Here is a 16,820-nt window from a genome sequence, read left to right as displayed (position 1 = left end):
CCCTGCCGGACCCGTTTTCGAAACCCATCCGCCTGACTAGGAAAGCCTTTCGGCATGACCATCACCCAACGCTGCACCTCTCTGGCGCTTGCCGCGCTGCTTCTCTTGCCTTCGCTGGCACAGGCATTCGAAATCACCGACATCCGGGTCGAGGGCTTGCGGACCATCTCGCCGGGGACGGTATTCACCTACATCCCCTACGAGGTCGGCGACGACTTCCAGGCCGGTGACAGTACACGCGTGGTCGAGGCGCTGTACGACACCGGCTTTTTCGAGGATGTCCAGGTGGGACGCGGGCCGGATGACGCGCTGCTGATCCGGTTGCAGGAACGCCCGACCATCACGGCGTTGGAGGTCAACGGCAACGAAAAGGTCGAGACCGAAAAGCTGCAGGAAGCCCTGAAGTCGATCGGTCTGGTTCAGGGCCGCGTGCTCGACCAGCGGGCGCTGGACAAGATGCAGACCGAGCTGCAGCGGGTCTACTACAGCCTGGGCCAGTACGGCGTGCAGATCGAGACCGAGGTCGAGGAACTCGAGGACAACCGCGTCTTCGTCAATATCGATATCTACGAGGGCAAGCCGGCCTCCATCCGCCGTGTGCGCATCATCGGCAACGAGGACTTCGACGAGGACGAGCTGCTCGACCAGTTCGAGTTGGGCCCGGTCTCCTGGTGGCGTTTCTGGTCGAGCGCCGATCAGTACTCCAAGCAGAAGCTGTCCGCGGACATCGAGCGCCTGCGATCGTTCTACCTCGATCGCGGCTACCTCAAGTTTTCGGTGGACTCCACCCAGGTGACCATCACGCCGGACAAGAAGGACATCGAGGTGGTGGTCAACATCACCGAGGGCGAGCGGTACACCGTCACCGACGTCACCTACAGCGGCAACATGCTCCTCAACGAGGAAACCCTCGAGGAGCTCACCCAGGTCGAGGTGGGAGAGTACTTCAACCGCCGCCAGGTGGTCGACACCAGTGATGCCATCGGCCGACGCATGGGCGACTACGGCTACGCCTTCGCACGGGTCGAGCCGCGCCCGGACATCGACGAGGCCGAGAAGACCGTCGTGGTCGACTTCAACCTCGAGCCGGGACGCCGCGTGAGCGTCCGCGAGATCGAGTTCAAGGGTAACTACAACACCAACGAGGTCGTCTATCGTCGCGAAATGCGGCAGATGGAGGGCAGCTGGTATGCCGGCGACAAGCTCGACCGCTCCAAGCAGCGCCTCGAGCGCCTGCCGTCGGTGCAGAACGTCGAGCAAGAGATCAAGCCCGTTCCCGAGGCGCCCGACCAGGTCGATATCGAGTACGACATCACCGAGCAGCTGTCCGGCTCGCTGACCGCCGGCGTGGGCTTCTCCCAGGCCGAGGGCGTGCTGTTCAACGTCGGTCTCAACCAGCCGAACTTCCTCGGTACCGGCAAGGAAGTGGGCTTCAACGTCGAGCGCAGCTCGTACCGCGAGTACTACCAGTTCAACTACCGCGACCCGTACTTCACCGTCAACGGCGTCAGCCAGGGCTTCGGGCTGTTCTACCAGAAGCAGGACGGCACCGAGCTGTCGCTGTCGCGCTACCTGGTCGACTCCTACGGCGGCAACATCAACTTCGGCGTGCCGCTCTCCGAGCTGACCTACGCGTCGATCGCCTTCGGTGTCGAGAGCCAGGAGATCAAGGCCACCACGCGTTCGCCCAGCTGGGTGACCGGCGAGGAAGACGGCGACCAGCCGGGGCCGGGCTTCGACGGCGAGCAGTACTTCACCTACACCATCCGGCCGTCCTGGCGCTACGATTCGCGCAACCGGCACATGTTCCCGACCGCCGGTCAGTACCACCGTCTCTCGGCTACATTGGCCGTGCCGGGTAGCGACCTGACCTACGTGAAGGGCGAGTACGACGGCGAGTTCTACCTGCCGCTGACCGACCTGTTCACCCTGCAGGCGCACGGCAACGTCGGCCAGATCAAGGCCTACGGCGACACCCAGAATGACTACTCGGGTGTCAGCCAGTACTACGACGGTGTGCCGCCGTTCCTGAACTACTTCACCGGCGGCATCCGTTCGGTGCGCGGTTACGAGGACTACTCGCTCGGCCCGCGCGACAACAACGACGATCCGATGGGCGGCACCTTCAAGCTCAACGGTGGTCTCGCGATCTACTCGCCGCTGCCGTTCCTGACCGAGCAGCGCGATTCGGTACGCATGTCGCTGTTCTGGGACGTGGGCAACGCCTATCGTGACCTGGAGAACTTCGAGGCCGATTCGCTGCGCCAGTCGGTGGGCGTGGGCCTGAGCTGGATCTCGCCGGTTGGCCCGCTGATGTTCAGCTTCGCCCAGCCGCTCAACGATGAGCCCGAAGACCGCACCCAGAGCTTCCAGTTCTCGATCGGCGCGTCCTTCTGACGAGGGTTGCCGGGGCTGTGGCATAATGTGCCGCCATGCAGGAGTGGGCATCACCGGTCGGTGATGCCCGTTCGGCCCGTTTCGGGCCTAGATGTTTCAGGAGATGACCGCGTGATTCGCTTGCTTCAACGATTCGCCTTGCTCACGATTGCGCTGCTCGCGCCCCTGGGCGCGCAGGCGGCCGATAACATCAAGATCGGTTTCGTCAATTCCTCGGTCCTGCTGGAGCAGGCCCCGCAGGCCGAACAGGCCAAGCAGAAGCTCGAGCAGGAGTTCTCCGCCCGCGAGGAGGAACTGCGGGGTCTGCGCCAGGAAGTCCAGGAGATGGAGAACCGTCTCAACCGCGACGGCGTGACCATGAACGAGGGCGACCGCGGCAATCTCGAGCGCGAGCTCAACCGCAAGCTGCGTGACTTGCAGCGCCAGCAGAGCAACTTCCGCGACGATCTCAACCTGCGCAAGAACGAGGAACTGGGCAAGTTGCAGCGCCTGGTGCTCGACGCCATCCGCGAGGTCGCCCGGGAGAAGGGCTACGACCTGGTGCTGTCCGAGGGCGTGGTCTACTCGGCCGATCGGGTCGAACTGACCCAGGACGTGCTCGACCGCCTCGAGCAGATGGGCCGCTGATCCGGCCCGGGCCCCACGCACGGTGAGTATTTCGGCCAGCACGAGCGCAACCATCGGCGAGATCGCCGACTGGCTTGATGCCCAGGCCTTGAACGAGGCCCCCGACGAGGCCGCTACCCGCATCACGGGAGCGGCCTCGTTGGCCTGTGCCGGCCCCGGTGACGTCAGCTACTACGACGGGGACCGCCGCAGTGCCAGCCAGGCAGCGGCCACCGGGGCCGGGCTGGTGTTGACCAACCGGGCCGGCCGCGAGCGGCTGCCCGACACGGCGATCTGCCTGTTGGTCGAACAGCCGCGCCTGGCGTTCGCCCGGCTGCTCGAACGGCTCTACGCGCGTCCACAGCAGCCGGCGGGCGTGCATGCCTCGGCCGTGGTCGACGAGACGGCCGTCATCGACGACACCGCGCGCATCGAGGCCCAGGTCACCATCGGTGCCGGCGCGCGCATCGGACCCCGTGCCGTGATCGGTGCGGGCAGCGTGATCGGAGCGAACGTGGCGATCGGCGAGGACACGCGGCTGCTCGCCCGGGTGACGGTGCTCGATGACAGCCTGATCGGGGCGCGCTGCGTGATCCAGCCCGGCGTGGTGATCGGCTCTGATGGCTTTGGTCTCGCCCAGGAAAACGGCGCCTGGCGGCGCGTGCCCCAGGTGGGGCGCGTGGTGATCGGCAACGATGTCGACATCGGCGCCAACACCACCATCGATCGCGGTGCGCTCGACGACACGGTGATTGCCGACGGCGTCAAGCTCGACAACCTGATCCAGATCGCGCACAACGTGCGCATCGGCGAGCATTCGGCGGTAGCCGGTTGCGCCGGGCTGGCCGGCTCGAGCGAGGTCGGTCGTCACTGCACCCTGGGCGGTGGCGTGGGCCTGGCCGGCCACCTGACCCTGGCCGACAACGTGCACGTCACCGGCATGTCGATGGTGACGCGCTCGATTCACCGGCCGGGCATCTACTCGGCCGGCACGCCCCTGGACACCAACGAGCGCTGGCATCGCAATGCCGCGCGATTCAAACAACTCGACCGGCTCGCACGCCGGGTCAAGCAACTGGAAAAACAGCTCGGTGAGACGCCGAGCCCTGAGGAAGACTCGTGAGCGAAGACAACACCATGATGGTGCAGGAGATCATGGAGCTCCTGCCGCACCGATACCCGTTCCTGCTGATCGACCGCGTGGTCGACTGGGCGCCCAACGAGTATCTGGTAGCGATCAAGAACGTCACCTTCAACGAGCCGTTCTTCCAGGGCCACTTCCCGGTCCGTCCCATCATGCCCGGCGTGCTGATCACCGAGGCGATGGCCCAGGCCACCGGCGTGCTCGCCTTCCGTTCCAACGGCGGCAAGCCCAAGGACAACGCCCTGTACATGCTGGTCGGACTGGACGACGTGACGTTCCGCCGCATGGTCGAGCCGGGCGACCAGCTCACCATCCGGGTCGAGATCAAGCGCATGGCCCGCGGCATGGGCATCTTCAACTGCACGGCGCACGTGGGCGACGAGCTGGCGGCGCGGGCCACGGTCAAGTGCGTGGCCAAGGAAGTGATCGAGTGATTCATCCCAGCGCGATCATCAGTGACGAGGCCCGTCTGCACGAGAGCGTGCAGGTCGGCCCCTTTGCGATCATCGAGGGCGAGGTCGAGATCGGTGCCAACACGGTCATCGAGTCCCACGCCGTGATCAAGGGGCCGTGCCGGATCGGGACGGACAACCACATCTTCAGCCACGCGGTGGTGGGCGAGGTGCCGCAGGACCTGAAGTTCGCCGGCGAACGCACCTTTCTCGAGATCGGCGATCGCAACCGCATCCGCGAGTTCTCTACCATCCACCGCGGCACCGCCGGTGGCGGCGGCCTGACCCGGCTGGGGTCGGACATCCTGGTGATGGCCTACGCGCACGTCGCCCACGACTGCCTGGTGGGTGACCACGTCATCCTGGCCAACGCCGCCTCGCTCGCCGGACACGTCGAGGTGGGCGAGCACGCCATCTTCGGCGGCTTCGCGGTCGCGCACCAGTTCTGCCACATCGGGTCGCATGCCTTCATCGGCGGCTTCTCCAAGGTGTCCAAGGACGTGGTGCCGTTCGTCATGGCCGACGGGGCGCGGGCACGGGCCATCGGCCTGAACAAGGAGGGGATGAAGCGGCGCGGTTTCTCGCCCGAGACCATCACGCTGCTCAACCGCTGCTTCCGCCAGCTGGTCAAGCGCCAGGGCGACGATCTGGTCTGGACCGAGTTCGAGCAGGCCGCCGAGACCGAGCCGGCCCTGGCCGAGATGCTCGACTTCATCCGCGAGAGCGAGCGCGGCATCACCCGCTGACCCCCATTCCAACGGCCAGGCACCGGCTTGCCTCGGCCCGAACCCCGCCGGTGCCATCCGGGGCCGGCCTTATCTACCCCGAACACGTCGTCCGACAACGCCATGACAGCCACGCATCCCGCCGAACGCATCGAACACGACAGCCTGGGCGAGGTCCGCCTGCCGGGCGACGCCCTCTACGGTCCACAGACCCAGCGCGCGGTCGACAACTTCCCGGTCAGTGGCCGGCCCATGCCGGTGGCCTTCATCGAGGCGCTGTGTCACCTGAAGGGCGCCTGCGCCCGTGGCAACCAGGCGATCGGCACGCTGGATGCCGGGCGTGGCGAGGCCATCACGGCCGTGGTCGACCGGCTGGTCGCGGGCCTGGCCGAGGGCCGGTTCCTCGAGGCGTTTCCGGTCGACGTCTACCAGACCGGCTCGGGCACCTCGAGCAACATGAACGTCAACGAGGTGATCGCCCATCTGGCGGGCGCATCGGCCGACGTGCACCCCAACGACCACGTCAACATGAGCCAGAGCTCCAACGACATGGTGCCGAGCGCGATTCGGGTGATGTCGGTGCAGCGTGTCGAGCAGGACATGCTCCCGGCGCTGGCGCACCTGGAGACCGTGCTGCTCGGGCGGGCCCGCAACCTGCGTGACGTGGTCAAGACGGGCCGCACGCACCTGATGGATGCCACCCCGGTGCGCTTCGACCAGGTACTCGAGGGTTACGTCGAGCAATTGCGCGGCTGGCGGCTCTCCCTCGAACAGGCCCGTGACCGCAACCTGGCCCTGCCACTGGGCGGCACGGCGGTGGGCACGGGGCTGAATGCGCCGCAGGGCTTTGCCGAGGCGAGCGTCGCGGCGCTCAATACGACGCTGGAGCGTGAGATTCCCTTCAGCCGCCTGGCGCAGCCGACCACCGGCATGAGCGTGCAGGACGACTCGCTCGCGCTCAGCTCCGCCCTGCGCGGGGTGGCGGTGTTCCTGCACAAGCTCGCCAACGACCTGCGCTGGATGAACAGCGGCCCGCTCGCCGGTCTCGGCGAGATCAGCCTGCCGGCGCTGCAACCGGGCAGCTCGATCATGCCGGGCAAGGTCAACCCGGTGGTGCCGGAGTCCGTGGCGATGGTCGCCGTGCAGGTCCAGGGGCTCGATCACGCCGTCGCCATGGCCGCTCAGTCGGGCAACTTCGAGCTCAACGTGATGTTCCCGCTGGTCGCGGCCAATCTCGACGAGATGATCACCCTGGCGGCCAACGCCTCGCGGATGCTGGCCGACAAGGCGATTGCCGGCTTTACCGTCAACCAGGAACGCATCGAGCGCGACCTGGCCGCCAACCCGATCCTGGTGACCGCGCTCAACCCCGTGATCGGCTACGAGGCCGGCGCGGCGATCGCCAAGCGCGCCTATGCCGAGGGACGGGCGGTGATCGACGTGGCCCGCGAGATGACCGACCTCGACGAGGCGCGCCTCACCGAACTCCTCGACCCGAAACGACTGACCGGCGAGGGTTAGCCCGACCGCGTGATCATCTCGGCGGCCAAGTCGGCCAGCCGGTCGAGCGCGCCGCCCGCGCCGAGGCGGCCCCGGATTTCCGCCAGGGCCGTCCGCTGTTCCCGGGCGCGGTCCGTGGTGAGGATCGATTCGAGGTCGTTAGCCAGCCGCGTCGGCGTCGCGTCGTGCTGGATGCGCTCCGGGACGGCTTCGCGGCCGAGGATGATGTTGGGCAGGCCGACGTGCTCGACCCGCACCAGCCGCTTTGCGAGGGCGTAGGTCAGGGCGTTGCTGCGATAGGCAATCACCTGGGGAGTACCGATCAGGGCCGCCTCGAGCGTCGCGGTGCCGCTGGCGACCAGCAGGGCGTCGCTCGCCGCCATCACCTGCCGGGCGCCGCCCTCGGCGATCGTCAGTCGATCACGCAGGGCCGGCGACGGGCCTGCCGCCTCGATCTGCGCGGCCAGCCACTCCGGGTCGATCGATCCGGCGCGCGGCAGCAGAAAGCGCCGCGCGGGACTGGCCGCCAATAGCTGCTCGGCGGTGGCGAGGAATATTGGCAGCAGCCGCTCGATCTCGCCGCGACGACTGCCGGGCAGCAGGCCAATGGTCGGCTCGTCATGGATCGACAGGGCGCGCCGAGCCTTGTCGCGATCCGGCGCCTCGCGATCGATCAGGTCGAGCAACGGGTGACCGACCTGCGTGGTGGGCAGGCCGTGCTGGGCGAACAGCGGCACCTCGAAATCGAACAGCACGGCCATGTGATCGGCGTAGCGGTCAAAGTGCCGTGCCCGACCGGCTCGCCAGGCCCAGACCTGCGGGGCGACGAAGAACAGGACCGGGATGCCGCGCGCCTTGGCGGCCTTCGCCAGGCGCTGGTTGAATTCCTGAAAATCGATCGCGATGACCAGGTCCGGCCGCTCGCGGTCCAGTGCCTCGACCAGGGTGTTCATCGCCGCGCGGAGTTGGCCGTAGTGGCGCAACACCTCGACCAGACCCATCACCGAGACCTGGTCCAGGTCGACGATCGTGTCGATACCGGCGGCGCGCGACTGGGCCCCACCTAGGCCGAAGGCGGTCAGGCCGGTCAGGCGCGCGATTAGGCGGGGCAGCAGCTCGGCGGCGTACATGTCGCCGGAGGCCTCGCCGGCGGCAATCAGGATGCGCGGGTGAGGATGGCGATGAGTCTCGGAATCCAAGCAGCCCCCGGAAACATAGGTGGTAACAACGAATGGGCGCGAGTATGCCGCAAGCCGACTTGTTTGACGATCTGGACCACGCGGGCTGTTACTGCGGTGTCGACGAGGCCGGGCGCGGTCCGCTCGCCGGTCCCGTGGTTGCCGCCGCCGTGATCCTCGACCCCGCCCGCCCGATCCGACTGCTCGACGATTCCAAGAAGCTCACCGAGCGCCGCCGCGAGGCGCTGTTCGACGAGATTCGCGAGCACGCCGCGGGCTGGGCGATTGCCGAGGCGAGCGTCGCCGAGATCGACGAGCTCAATATCCTGCACGCCTCGATGCTCGCCATGCGACGCGCTGTGCTCGCCCTGCTCGACGATGGCCACGCCCTCGATCGGGCGCACATCGACGGCAATCGCTGCCCCGAGCTGCCGGTGCTGGGCCGGGCCCTGATCGGCGGGGACGCCTCCGACCCGGCGATCGCCGCCGCCTCCATCCTGGCCAAGGTCACCCGCGATCGGCAGATCGTCGCGCTGGATGCCGCGCATCCCGGCTACGGTCTGGCGCGGCACAAGGGCTATCCGACCCCCGCCCATCTCGCCGCACTCGCCGAACTGGGCCCCAGCCCGATCCACCGTCGCTCCTTTGCCCCGGTACGTCGCCTGCTCGCCTGAGGTTCCTCGTTGGACCGGTCCCGGCGGTGGTCAGCCGCTGCGCTCGCGCAGGGCGACGAATTCCCCGTAGCGGCCGAGAAACAGGTCGGTCAGCGTGGGGTCAAACTGCCGGCCACGCTCCTTGCTGAACAGCTCGCGGATGGCCCCGTCCTCCCAGGCCGGCTTGTAGGCGCGGGCGAACGACAGCGCGTCGAACACGTCGGCGATCGCCACCACCCGCCCCTCGATCGAGATGGCCTCGCCCGCCAGACCGCGCGGATAGCCGTTGCCGTCCCAGCGTTCGTGGTGCTCGTGGGCAATCGTGGCCGCGGCCTGCAGCAACGGCCGGCCCGAGGCCTTGAGGATGCCGTGGCCGAGGTGCGTGTGCGACTGCATCTCGCGGAACTCCTCGTCGGTCAGGCGCCCGGGCTTGTTCAGGATGCGGTCGGGGATCGCGATCTTGCCGACGTCGTGCAGCGGGGCGGCCTGGTGGATCGAGGTGACGTGATGCTCGGGGAGGCCGGCGAGCGTCGCCAGGTGCCGGGCGTAGGCGGCCACGCGGGCAACGTGGTTGCCGGTCTCCTCCGAGCGGGCCTCGCAGAGTTCACCCAGCAGGCGCACCAGATCGGTCTGGGTCGATTCCAGCTCCCGGTTCAGGCCGCGGATCTGTTTCAGGCCGTCGTCGACCTGCTGTTCGAGCTGCTGGCGAAAGGCGCGCTGCACGTCGGCGAGCCGCGCCTTGTAGCCCTGCATGAACCAGCTGATCACCGCCAGGAAGAACAGCGCGGTCAACTGCGCGCCGAGGGCGATGTCCGTGTACATCAGCGGGTAGAGCCGGGTCCAGTGCAGGCTGTACACGCCGGCCACCAGCGCGAGGAAGCTCGCGTCCCACAGGATCAGGCTGCGCGGGCGTTCGACCAGGAACGCGGCGATCGGCGGGAAGAGCAGCATCCAGAGGATGTCGAAGCTCTCGAGCTGGCCGATGAAGGCGAAGCTGATCAGGTAGGGCATCAAGGCCGCGAGATACCAGCGCTTCGCCACCCGCCAGCCCCAGCGCAACGCCACGGCCCAGCTCGCCGCTACCGCGGCCAGCATCAGCGCATGCACCAGGGAAAACGCTGGGCGCTCGATGGCCAGGTTGGCTACCAGCGAGATCAGCAGGAGTGCCACGTTGACCAGCAGGAACCGGCGAAAGGGCAGGCCGGGATCGGGCTGCGCCATCGATGGACCACGTGATGGGTCGGTCGCGGCGGTGGAGGGGGTGTTCGGCATGTGGGCAGCGCGTGGCAGAGGGAGGGTTGGGCGAGTGTTGGCCAGCGAAGCGGTCAGATCAAGTATTCGATCGCCGGCTCGCGGGAGAGAAAGCCGGTCGGCGAGGCCGAGGCCCCGTAGGCGCCTGATTGCAGCACCGCGATGCGATCGCCGGGGGCGAGTGGCGGCAGCGACTGCTGTTTCCCCAGCACGTCCAGTGGTGTACACAGCGGGCCGGCCAGGTCGACCGTTTCGCTTGCCGGCACGTCGAGCCGGTCGGCGGCCACCAGCGGCCAGTTCCGCCGCAGCACCGCGCCGAGGTTGCCCGACAGGGCCAGGTGGTGGTGCATGCCGCCGTCGCAGACGAGGTAGGTGGTGCCACGAGAGACCTTTCGGTCGACCACCTGCGTGAGATACACGCCGGCGCCGGCGACCAGGAAGCGTCCGATTTCCAGGCGCGTGACGACGCGCCGGCCGCCGGCATCGCCCAGCGCGGCCAGATCGGCGGCGAGCCGCGCGAAGGCCGGTGCCAGGGCATCGAGGTCCAGTGGCCGGTCCCCGGGGTGATAGGCGACCCCGAGGCCCGGGCCGATGATCAGCTCCTCGGGCGTGAAGCCGATGGTCTGTTGCCAGTCGCGCAGCAAGTCGGTCCAGGCAGTCAGGGTCGCGGCGATCGCCTCGGTATCCAGGCTCTGCGAGCCGGCGAACAGGTGCAGCCCGACGAGATCGATGCCGCCCTCGGCAAGCCGGTCGCGCTGCTCGAGCAGGGCGGGGATCGCCTCGCTGTCGATGCCGAACGGGCGGGCGCCGCCGCCCATGTGCATGCCCGACCCCTTCAGCGCGAACGGCGGGTTGACGCGCAGCGCCACCCGGGCGCGTCGGCCGAGGCGGCGCGATTCGGCCAGGATGCGCTCGATCTCGCCGACCGACTCGGCGTTGATGGTGATGCCCGCCTCGATGGCAAACCGGTGCTCGGCCCGTGACTTGGCCGGCCCGGCGATCGAGAGCCGCTGCGCGTCGCTCGCAACGTCGCGGGCCAGTTGCATCTCGGCAAGCGAGGCGCAGTCGAAGCCGTCGACCTGCTCGGCGAGGTGGCGCACCAGCGGCGGGAAGGGGTTGGCCTTGATCGCGTAGTGGATGCCGATCGAGGCCGGCAGGACCGCGCGCAGCGCGGCGACGGACGCATCGAGGCAGCGGCGGCTGTAGAGGTAGGCCGGCGTTTGCGCCACCCGCGCGGAAAGTGGTTGCCCATCGATCGAGAGGTGGCCGTTTTCCCGGCCCCAGCAGTCGCCCAGCGGGCCGAGCGTCTGCTCGAGGACCTCGTGGCCGTTGCTGGGCGTGGTTTCGTCACGTCTCGCCATGGATCAGTGCCTCTCCCTGGTGTTGTCTGCGTTGCCAGTATTGCCTGTCGTGTCCAGCAGGGCCTGCCGGTCGAACTTGCCGTTGGCCGACCGGGGCAGGGCGGCGTGCGCGACGATCGCCGCCGGCTGCTGGTAGGGCGCCAGATGCACGCGCAGGTGATGGCGCAGCGCCTCGATGTCCGCGCGGTCCGGGGCGACGTGCAGAACCAGTCGCTGGTTGCCGCTTTCCGGATCGGACACGCCCACGGCGACCGCCTCGTCGATCCCCGCGGCCGCGTGGGCGACCGACTCGATTTCCTCGGGGCTGATGCGAAAGCCGGCCACCTTGATCTGCTCGTCGAGTCGACCCGCGAAGTACAGGCGTCCCGCATTATCCATGCGCACGCGGTCGCCGCTGAAGACCACCCGTTCGGCCGTCTCGTCCGGCCAGCCGGTCGGTGGGGCACGGAAGCGTTGGGCGCTCGCCTCGGGGTCGTTGATGTAGCCCCGGGTTACCAGCGGCCCACCCTGGACCAGTTCGCCGGTCTCGCCGGCACCCAGCAAGCGGCCGTCGGCATCGACCAGCCCGATGGTGGTGCCCGGCAGCGGGTAGCCGATCGAATCGGGGTGTGCGTCGACTTCATCGGGCGGCAGGAAGGTGGCGCGAAAGGCCTCGGTCAGGCCGTACATCAGGAACAGTTGCGTGGCCGGGCGTGCCTCGCGCACTCGGCGCACGGCCGCGGTCGGCAGGGCCCCGCCGGAATTGGTCAGCACGCGCAGGGCCGGGGCCTCGCTCAGCCAGGATTGGCGCGACAGCGGCACCAGCAGGCCCGGGGTGCCGGCGAACACGGTCACCTGCTCGCGCAGCAGGGGGCGTTTGAGGTCGGCGGGTAGCAGGTAGTCGTCGAGGTAGACCGCCGCCCCGACGGAAAGCCCGGTGGTGACCTGTGAGAAGCCGTAATCGAAGGCCAGCGGCAGCATGGCGGCGATTACGTCGTCCTCGCGCAGGCCGAGGTAGTCGGCGACCACCGCGGTGCCCGCGTCGAGATTGCCCTCGCTGACCATCACGCCCTTGGGCAGGCCGGTGCTGCCGGAGGTGAAGAACAGCATGGCCAGACGGTCGGGGAATCGACCGGTCTCGCGGGGTGGCAGACCAACCGCGCCGTTGGCATCGGGTGAGGGCAGACCCTGCGGGGCATCGACACCGGTGGCCCACCAGCCCCAGTCGGCCTCGAATGCGCTCTGCCCGTAACTCCGTAACCGGGCCCGATCGGCGAGCAGGCCGCGTGCCTCGCAGCGGGCGAGTTGATGGTCGACCTGCTCGGGCTTGAGGCCCGGGTGCGCCGGGGCGGGCACGATGTCCTCGGCCAGCATGGCGAGCAGCCAGACCACCGTGTCGATCGCCTTGCCCGCCCAGAGCACCACCCGGTCGCCCGCGGCGAGATCGAGCCCGCGCAGCGTCGCCCGCGCGGCCTGAAGCCGACCGGCGAGCTCGGCGTAGTCCAGCCACTGGTGCCGGTCGCCCAAGGCACGGGCGCGCGGGCGATCGCGTGCCTGCCGGTCGATGGTGGAGATGAGCGCGATGGGCATGGGCGGCGGGTCTTGGGCAGTGTCCCGAGGGGACAGGTATACTCTGCGGTCTTTGGACTGGGCGATCGTTGCAAGCGGGCGATCGTCGACGGGCGCTTGTCCGATCGGCTCTACCCGTTCGTGATCGCGCGGGCCGGCGCGGCAGCCGGTCCAACGCGAACCGCGCATTTTAGCACGCCCCGCCGGGCACTCGGCGGGACACAACCGGCCGCCGCCAGCGTGGCGGCCCGCGTTTTTGGAACCACAGGTATGGCAGGCAACACCTTCGGCACGCTGTTTCGGGTCACGACCTTCGGCGAATCCCACGGACCGGCGCTCGGCGCGATCGTCGACGGCTGTCCGCCGGGACTCAAGCTCTCCGAGGACGACCTGCAGGCCGACCTCGACCGCCGCCGGCCGGGCACCTCGCGCCACACCACCCAGCGCCGCGAACCCGACCAGGTGCGCATCCTCTCAGGCGTGTTCGAGGGCGAGACCACCGGCACGCCGATCGGCTTGCTGATCGAGAACGTCGACCAGCGCTCCAAGGACTACTCCAAGATCGCCGAGCAGTTCCGCCCGGGACACGCCGACTACAGCTACCGGCAGAAGTACGGCGTGCGCGACTACCGTGGCGGCGGGCGTTCCTCGGCCCGCGAGACGGCCATGCGGGTCGCCGCCGGTGCGATCGCCAAGAAGTGGTTGGCCGAAACGCACGGGGTGACCGTGCGCGGGCATCTCTCCCAGCTCGGCCCCATCGTGCTCAACGACGACTGCTTCGACTGGGCGGCGGTGGGCGAGAACCCGTTCTTCTGGCCCTGTGCCGACCAGGTGGCCGAGCTCGAGACCTTCATGGACGACCTGCGCCGCTCGGGCGATTCGGTCGGCGCCAAGGTCACCGTGCGCGCCGAAGGCTGCCCGCCGGGCTGGGGCGAGCCGGTGTTCGACCGTCTCGATGCCGACATCGCGCATGCCCTGATGGGCATCAACGCGGTCAAGGGCGTGGAGATCGGTGACGGCTTTGACAGCGTGGCCGCGCGTGGCACGGAATTCCGCGACGAGATCACGCCCGAGGGGTTTCTCTCCAACCACGCCGGCGGCGTGCTCGGCGGCATCTCCAGCGGGCAGGACATCGTCGCGCATCTCGCGTTGAAGCCGACCTCGAGCATCCGCCTGCCCGGTCGCAGCGTCGACAAGCAGGGGGAGGCCACCGAGGTGGTCACCACCGGGCGCCACGACCCGTGCGTGGGCATCCGCGCCACGCCGATCGCCGAGGCCATGCTGGCGCTCACCCTGATGGATCACGCCCTGCGCCAGCGCGGGCAATGCGGTGATCTCGCCACCGACACGCCGGTCATCCCGGCCGGGGACGGCTCGACACCCGGTCGATGAGCACGGCCCCGGCAGGACAGGGCGGGGTGGTGCGCCTCAACCCGATCCGGCTCGGGTATTTCGCCTTCTTCCTGGGGCTGGGGATCTACCTGCCCTATTTCAGTCCCTACCTGATCGAACAGGGGTTCGGTCCCGACACGGTCGGGGCCATGCTCGCCATGGTGATGGCCGCCAAGCTCGTCGCGCCACCGCTGCTCGGCTGGGTGGTCGACCACAGTGGCCGGGTGATCGTCTGGCTGATCGCCACCGCCGTGGTCAGCGCCGTGCTGGCCGTGGGGCTGGCGCTGCTGGCCGGCATCGAGGCGGGGCTGGTCGGCTGGATGCTCCTGCTGGTGGCCTTCGGGTTCTTCTGGCAGCCGCTGCTCTCGCAGCTCGACGTGGCCGCGCTGCGCCTGACCGGCCCGGCCCCCGAGCGCTACCCCGCGTTGCGCGCCTGGGGCTCGATCGGTTTCATCGTCGCCTCGGTGGGGTTGGGCGCACTGATCGATCGCATCGGTCTGGGTGCCGTGCCCTGGCTGATGGCCGCGGCCCTGGTCGCCCTGGCGGTGGTGTTGTGGCGCGTCCCCGAGCCGGGCGTGCCGCCCGATACCGGCGCCCGTCCCGTCTCGATCCGCGATCGGCTCCGCGAACCGGCCATGCTGGCATTCTTCGCCGGCTCGTTCCTGATCAACCTCTCCCACGGCGTCTACTACGCGTTCTTCTCCGTGCACCTGGCCGAGCTGGGCTACTCGGCCACGGCCATCGGGTTGCTGTGGGCGCTGGGCGTGGTCGCCGAGATCGTGCTGTTCTTCGCCTTGCCCGGGTTGCGCAATCGCTTCGCGCCCCTGTTCCTGATGCTGCTCGCCATCGGTCTGATGGCATTGCGCTGGTTGCTGATCGGCTACCAGGCCGACGTGCTCGGCTGGCTGCTGTTCGCCCAGCTGCTGCACGCGGCCAGTTTCGGCATGACCCACGCGGTGGGCATCTGGGTGATCGACCACCAGTTCCCGGGTCGCGCCCATGCCCGCGGCCAGGCGATCCTGTCGGCGGCCAGCTACGGCGGTGGCGCGGCGCTCGGCCTGTACCTCGCCGGTCTGCTCTGGGGTAGAGTGGAGCCCGGCCCGGCCTTTGCCGCCATGACGCTCGCCAGCCTGCTGGCGTTTGCGCTGATGCTCGCCGCCCGGCGGGTGGTGCGCTGGTCGCCGGGCGAGCGCGAGGTGGCCTGAACCCAGGCCGGCTCGCGGACGACCCAACGCTGCACGAGGACGCCGTGACACAGACTCCAGCCAGGGACAGCGCGATTGCCGCCAGCGTCGCCGCGGCCGACTGGTACCGCGGGCCGGTCGGTCGGCTGGTGGCCGCCGATCTGGTCGCCATGCTCGCCCGGCGGGCGGAGACGGCCTTCGGCTACCACGCGCTGGTGCTGGGCGAGGCCGGGCTGGAGATCGAGCGGCGTTTCGGCTGGGCGCGGCAGTTGCGCATCGATCACCGCGTGCTCGCCGGACCGCCGGGTGCCGGCGCCGGTGGGCCCTCGGGGGCGTTGCCGGTCGAGCTCGATGCCCTGCCGATCGAGAGCGAGGCGGCCGACCTGGTGATCGCGTTGCACGTGCTCGAGGACCGGCGCAATCCGCACGAGATCCTGCGCGAGATCGATCGGACCCTGCGCCCCGAGGGGCGGCTGCTGATCGTCGGTCTCAATCCGGCGAGCCTGCTGCACCTGCGTTCGCGTTTCTGGCCCGGCTGCCACGCGCCGCTGGCGCTGGGTCACCACCATCCCACCTGGCGGGTGGTCGACTGGCTGCGCGTGCTGGGCTACCGCATCGAGGCGATCGAGCCGGTCGGCGGGGTGATCCCGTGGTGTCGCGATACGGCCTACCAGCGAGGCGAACGTCCACGGCGCTGGAGCGCCGAGTGGGCCTGGTTCCTCAATGGCCTGTACGTCATCGACGCGACCCGGCGGGTGGCGCGTCCCAGCCGACCCAAGCCCACGTTCCGCCTCGCCTCCCTGGTCGGTCAGCCCGTGCGCGGAGAGGTCGCCGGACTGCGCCGCCATTCGTCCATTCTTCAGCAGCGATAAGTTAGCCATCATGGATCACGCCCCGAACGAGACCCCGACCAGCCGCAAGGTGGTACACGCCTGGACCGACGGGGGGTGCCGCGGCAACCCCGGCCCCGGTGGCTGGGGGGCGGTGCTGCGCTTCGGCGAACACGAACGCGACCTCTGGGGCGCGGACACCGAGACCACCAACAACCGCATGGAACTGACCGCGGCGATCGAGGCGCTCGAGGCGCTCAAGGAACCCTGCGAGGTGCACCTGACCACCGACTCGCAGTACGTGCGCCAGGGGATCACCGAGTGGATCCACAACTGGCGGCGACGCAATTGGCGCACGGCGGCCGGCAAGCCGGTCAAGAACGCCGATCTCTGGAAGCGCCTCGAGCAGGCGGCGGGTCGACACCACGTGCATTGGCACTGGACCCGCGGGCACGTTGGCCACCCGGAAAACGAGCGCGCCGACCAGCTCGCCAACCGGGCCATGGACGAGGCGGCCGCCGGCTGACAACCGTGTCGCGTTCATGGGCGATCGGGGTAATACTCTACTGGGGGTTTCCCCTCGGGTGGGTGGTTCACGG

The 16,820-nt window shown here is 68.9% G+C and carries 15 protein-coding genes; 11 read left to right on the top strand and 4 right to left on the bottom strand.

Annotated features, from left to right (window positions below; all coding sequences use genetic code 11):
- The first annotated feature begins 54 nt into the window (after positions 1-54).
- From bamA to LV475_RS02270, 6 genes are all read left to right on the top strand, one after another.
- A complete protein-coding gene (gene bamA, locus LV475_RS02295; RefSeq protein ID WP_136866238.1) occupies positions 55-2,397 on the top strand; it encodes an outer membrane protein assembly factor BamA in 2,343 nt (780 codons plus the stop codon).
- A gap of 111 nt (positions 2,398-2,508) precedes the next feature.
- Positions 2,509-3,024, top strand: coding sequence for an OmpH/Skp family outer membrane protein (locus LV475_RS02290; RefSeq protein ID WP_231505756.1), 516 nt, complete (start codon positions 2,509-2,511; stop codon positions 3,022-3,024).
- A gap of 22 nt (positions 3,025-3,046) precedes the next feature.
- Positions 3,047-4,126 carry a UDP-3-O-(3-hydroxymyristoyl)glucosamine N-acyltransferase gene (gene lpxD / locus LV475_RS02285; RefSeq protein WP_247709466.1) on the top strand — a complete coding sequence of 360 codons (1,080 nt, stop codon included), beginning with the start codon at positions 3,047-3,049 and terminating at the stop codon, positions 4,124-4,126.
- 14 nt (positions 4,127-4,140) lie between these two features.
- Complete coding sequence (gene fabZ, locus LV475_RS02280) at positions 4,141-4,581, top strand: 3-hydroxyacyl-ACP dehydratase FabZ (RefSeq protein WP_136866344.1); 441 nt, start codon at positions 4,141-4,143, stop codon at positions 4,579-4,581.
- Positions 4,578-5,345, top strand: coding sequence for an acyl-ACP--UDP-N-acetylglucosamine O-acyltransferase (gene lpxA / locus LV475_RS02275; RefSeq protein WP_136866240.1), 768 nt, complete (start codon positions 4,578-4,580; stop codon positions 5,343-5,345). Before fabZ ends, lpxA begins: the two co-directional genes overlap by 4 nt.
- Before the next feature lie 102 nt (positions 5,346-5,447).
- Positions 5,448-6,845 carry a class II fumarate hydratase gene (locus tag LV475_RS02270; protein ID WP_136866241.1) on the top strand — a complete coding sequence of 466 codons (1,398 nt, stop codon included), beginning with the start codon at positions 5,448-5,450 and terminating at the stop codon, positions 6,843-6,845.
- Here the strand turns inward: LV475_RS02270 and lpxB are convergent.
- Entirely contained in the window at positions 6,842-8,023 is a 1,182-nt protein-coding gene (lpxB, locus tag LV475_RS02265) for a lipid-A-disaccharide synthase (RefSeq protein ID WP_250105700.1), read from the bottom strand. The two genes, LV475_RS02270 and lpxB, sit on opposite strands and share 4 nt — an antisense overlap.
- Before the next feature lie 44 nt (positions 8,024-8,067).
- On the opposite strand from lpxB, the gene rnhB reads away from it, so the two are divergent.
- Positions 8,068-8,676: a ribonuclease HII gene (gene rnhB, locus LV475_RS02260; RefSeq protein WP_250105699.1), complete on the top strand. Its 609-nt coding sequence runs from the start codon at positions 8,068-8,070 to the stop codon at positions 8,674-8,676.
- Between the two features lie 30 nt (positions 8,677-8,706).
- Here rnhB and LV475_RS02255 read toward each other — a convergent pair whose 3' ends face one another.
- The 3 genes from LV475_RS02255 to LV475_RS02245 all read right to left on the bottom strand — a co-directional run bounded on the left by LV475_RS02255 (position 8,707) and on the right by LV475_RS02245 (position 12,836).
- On the bottom strand, positions 8,707-9,876 hold the full coding sequence (locus tag LV475_RS02255) for an HD-GYP domain-containing protein (protein ID WP_250105698.1): 1,170 nt from the start codon (positions 9,874-9,876) through the stop codon (positions 8,707-8,709).
- A 104-nt stretch (positions 9,877-9,980) separates the two neighbouring features.
- The gene (locus LV475_RS02250; protein WP_250105697.1) at positions 9,981-11,267 is read right to left on the bottom strand and encodes an alanine racemase; all 1,287 of its coding nucleotides are present in this window, start codon (positions 11,265-11,267) and stop codon (positions 9,981-9,983) included.
- A 3-nt stretch (positions 11,268-11,270) separates the two neighbouring features.
- Positions 11,271-12,836 carry an AMP-binding protein gene (locus LV475_RS02245; protein WP_250105696.1) on the bottom strand — a complete coding sequence of 522 codons (1,566 nt, stop codon included), beginning with the start codon at positions 12,834-12,836 and terminating at the stop codon, positions 11,271-11,273.
- 249 nt (positions 12,837-13,085) lie between these two features.
- Between LV475_RS02245 and aroC the strand changes: the two genes are divergently transcribed.
- From aroC to rnhA, 4 genes are read left to right on the top strand one after another with little or no spacing between them, the layout of a single operon-like run.
- Positions 13,086-14,207, top strand: coding sequence for a chorismate synthase (aroC, locus tag LV475_RS02240; RefSeq protein ID WP_250105695.1), 1,122 nt, complete (start codon positions 13,086-13,088; stop codon positions 14,205-14,207).
- Positions 14,204-15,412 carry an MFS transporter gene (locus LV475_RS02235; protein ID WP_250105694.1) on the top strand — a complete coding sequence of 403 codons (1,209 nt, stop codon included), beginning with the start codon at positions 14,204-14,206 and terminating at the stop codon, positions 15,410-15,412. The genes aroC and LV475_RS02235 overlap by 4 nt, the downstream gene beginning before the upstream one ends.
- Positions 15,413-15,456: 44 nt before the next feature.
- Complete coding sequence (locus LV475_RS02230) at positions 15,457-16,263, top strand: class I SAM-dependent methyltransferase (protein WP_250105693.1); 807 nt, start codon at positions 15,457-15,459, stop codon at positions 16,261-16,263.
- Positions 16,264-16,273: 10 nt separating this feature from the next.
- The gene (rnhA, locus tag LV475_RS02225) at positions 16,274-16,747 is read left to right on the top strand and encodes a ribonuclease HI (protein WP_250105692.1); all 474 of its coding nucleotides are present in this window, start codon (positions 16,274-16,276) and stop codon (positions 16,745-16,747) included.
- Positions 16,748-16,820: the final 73 nt, after the last annotated feature.

It is taken from the genome of Guyparkeria hydrothermalis, assembly GCF_023555375.1.
Taxonomy (GTDB): Bacteria; Pseudomonadota; Gammaproteobacteria; order Halothiobacillales; family Halothiobacillaceae; genus Guyparkeria; species Guyparkeria hydrothermalis.
This window is presented reverse-complemented; position numbering and strand designations above follow the sequence as displayed.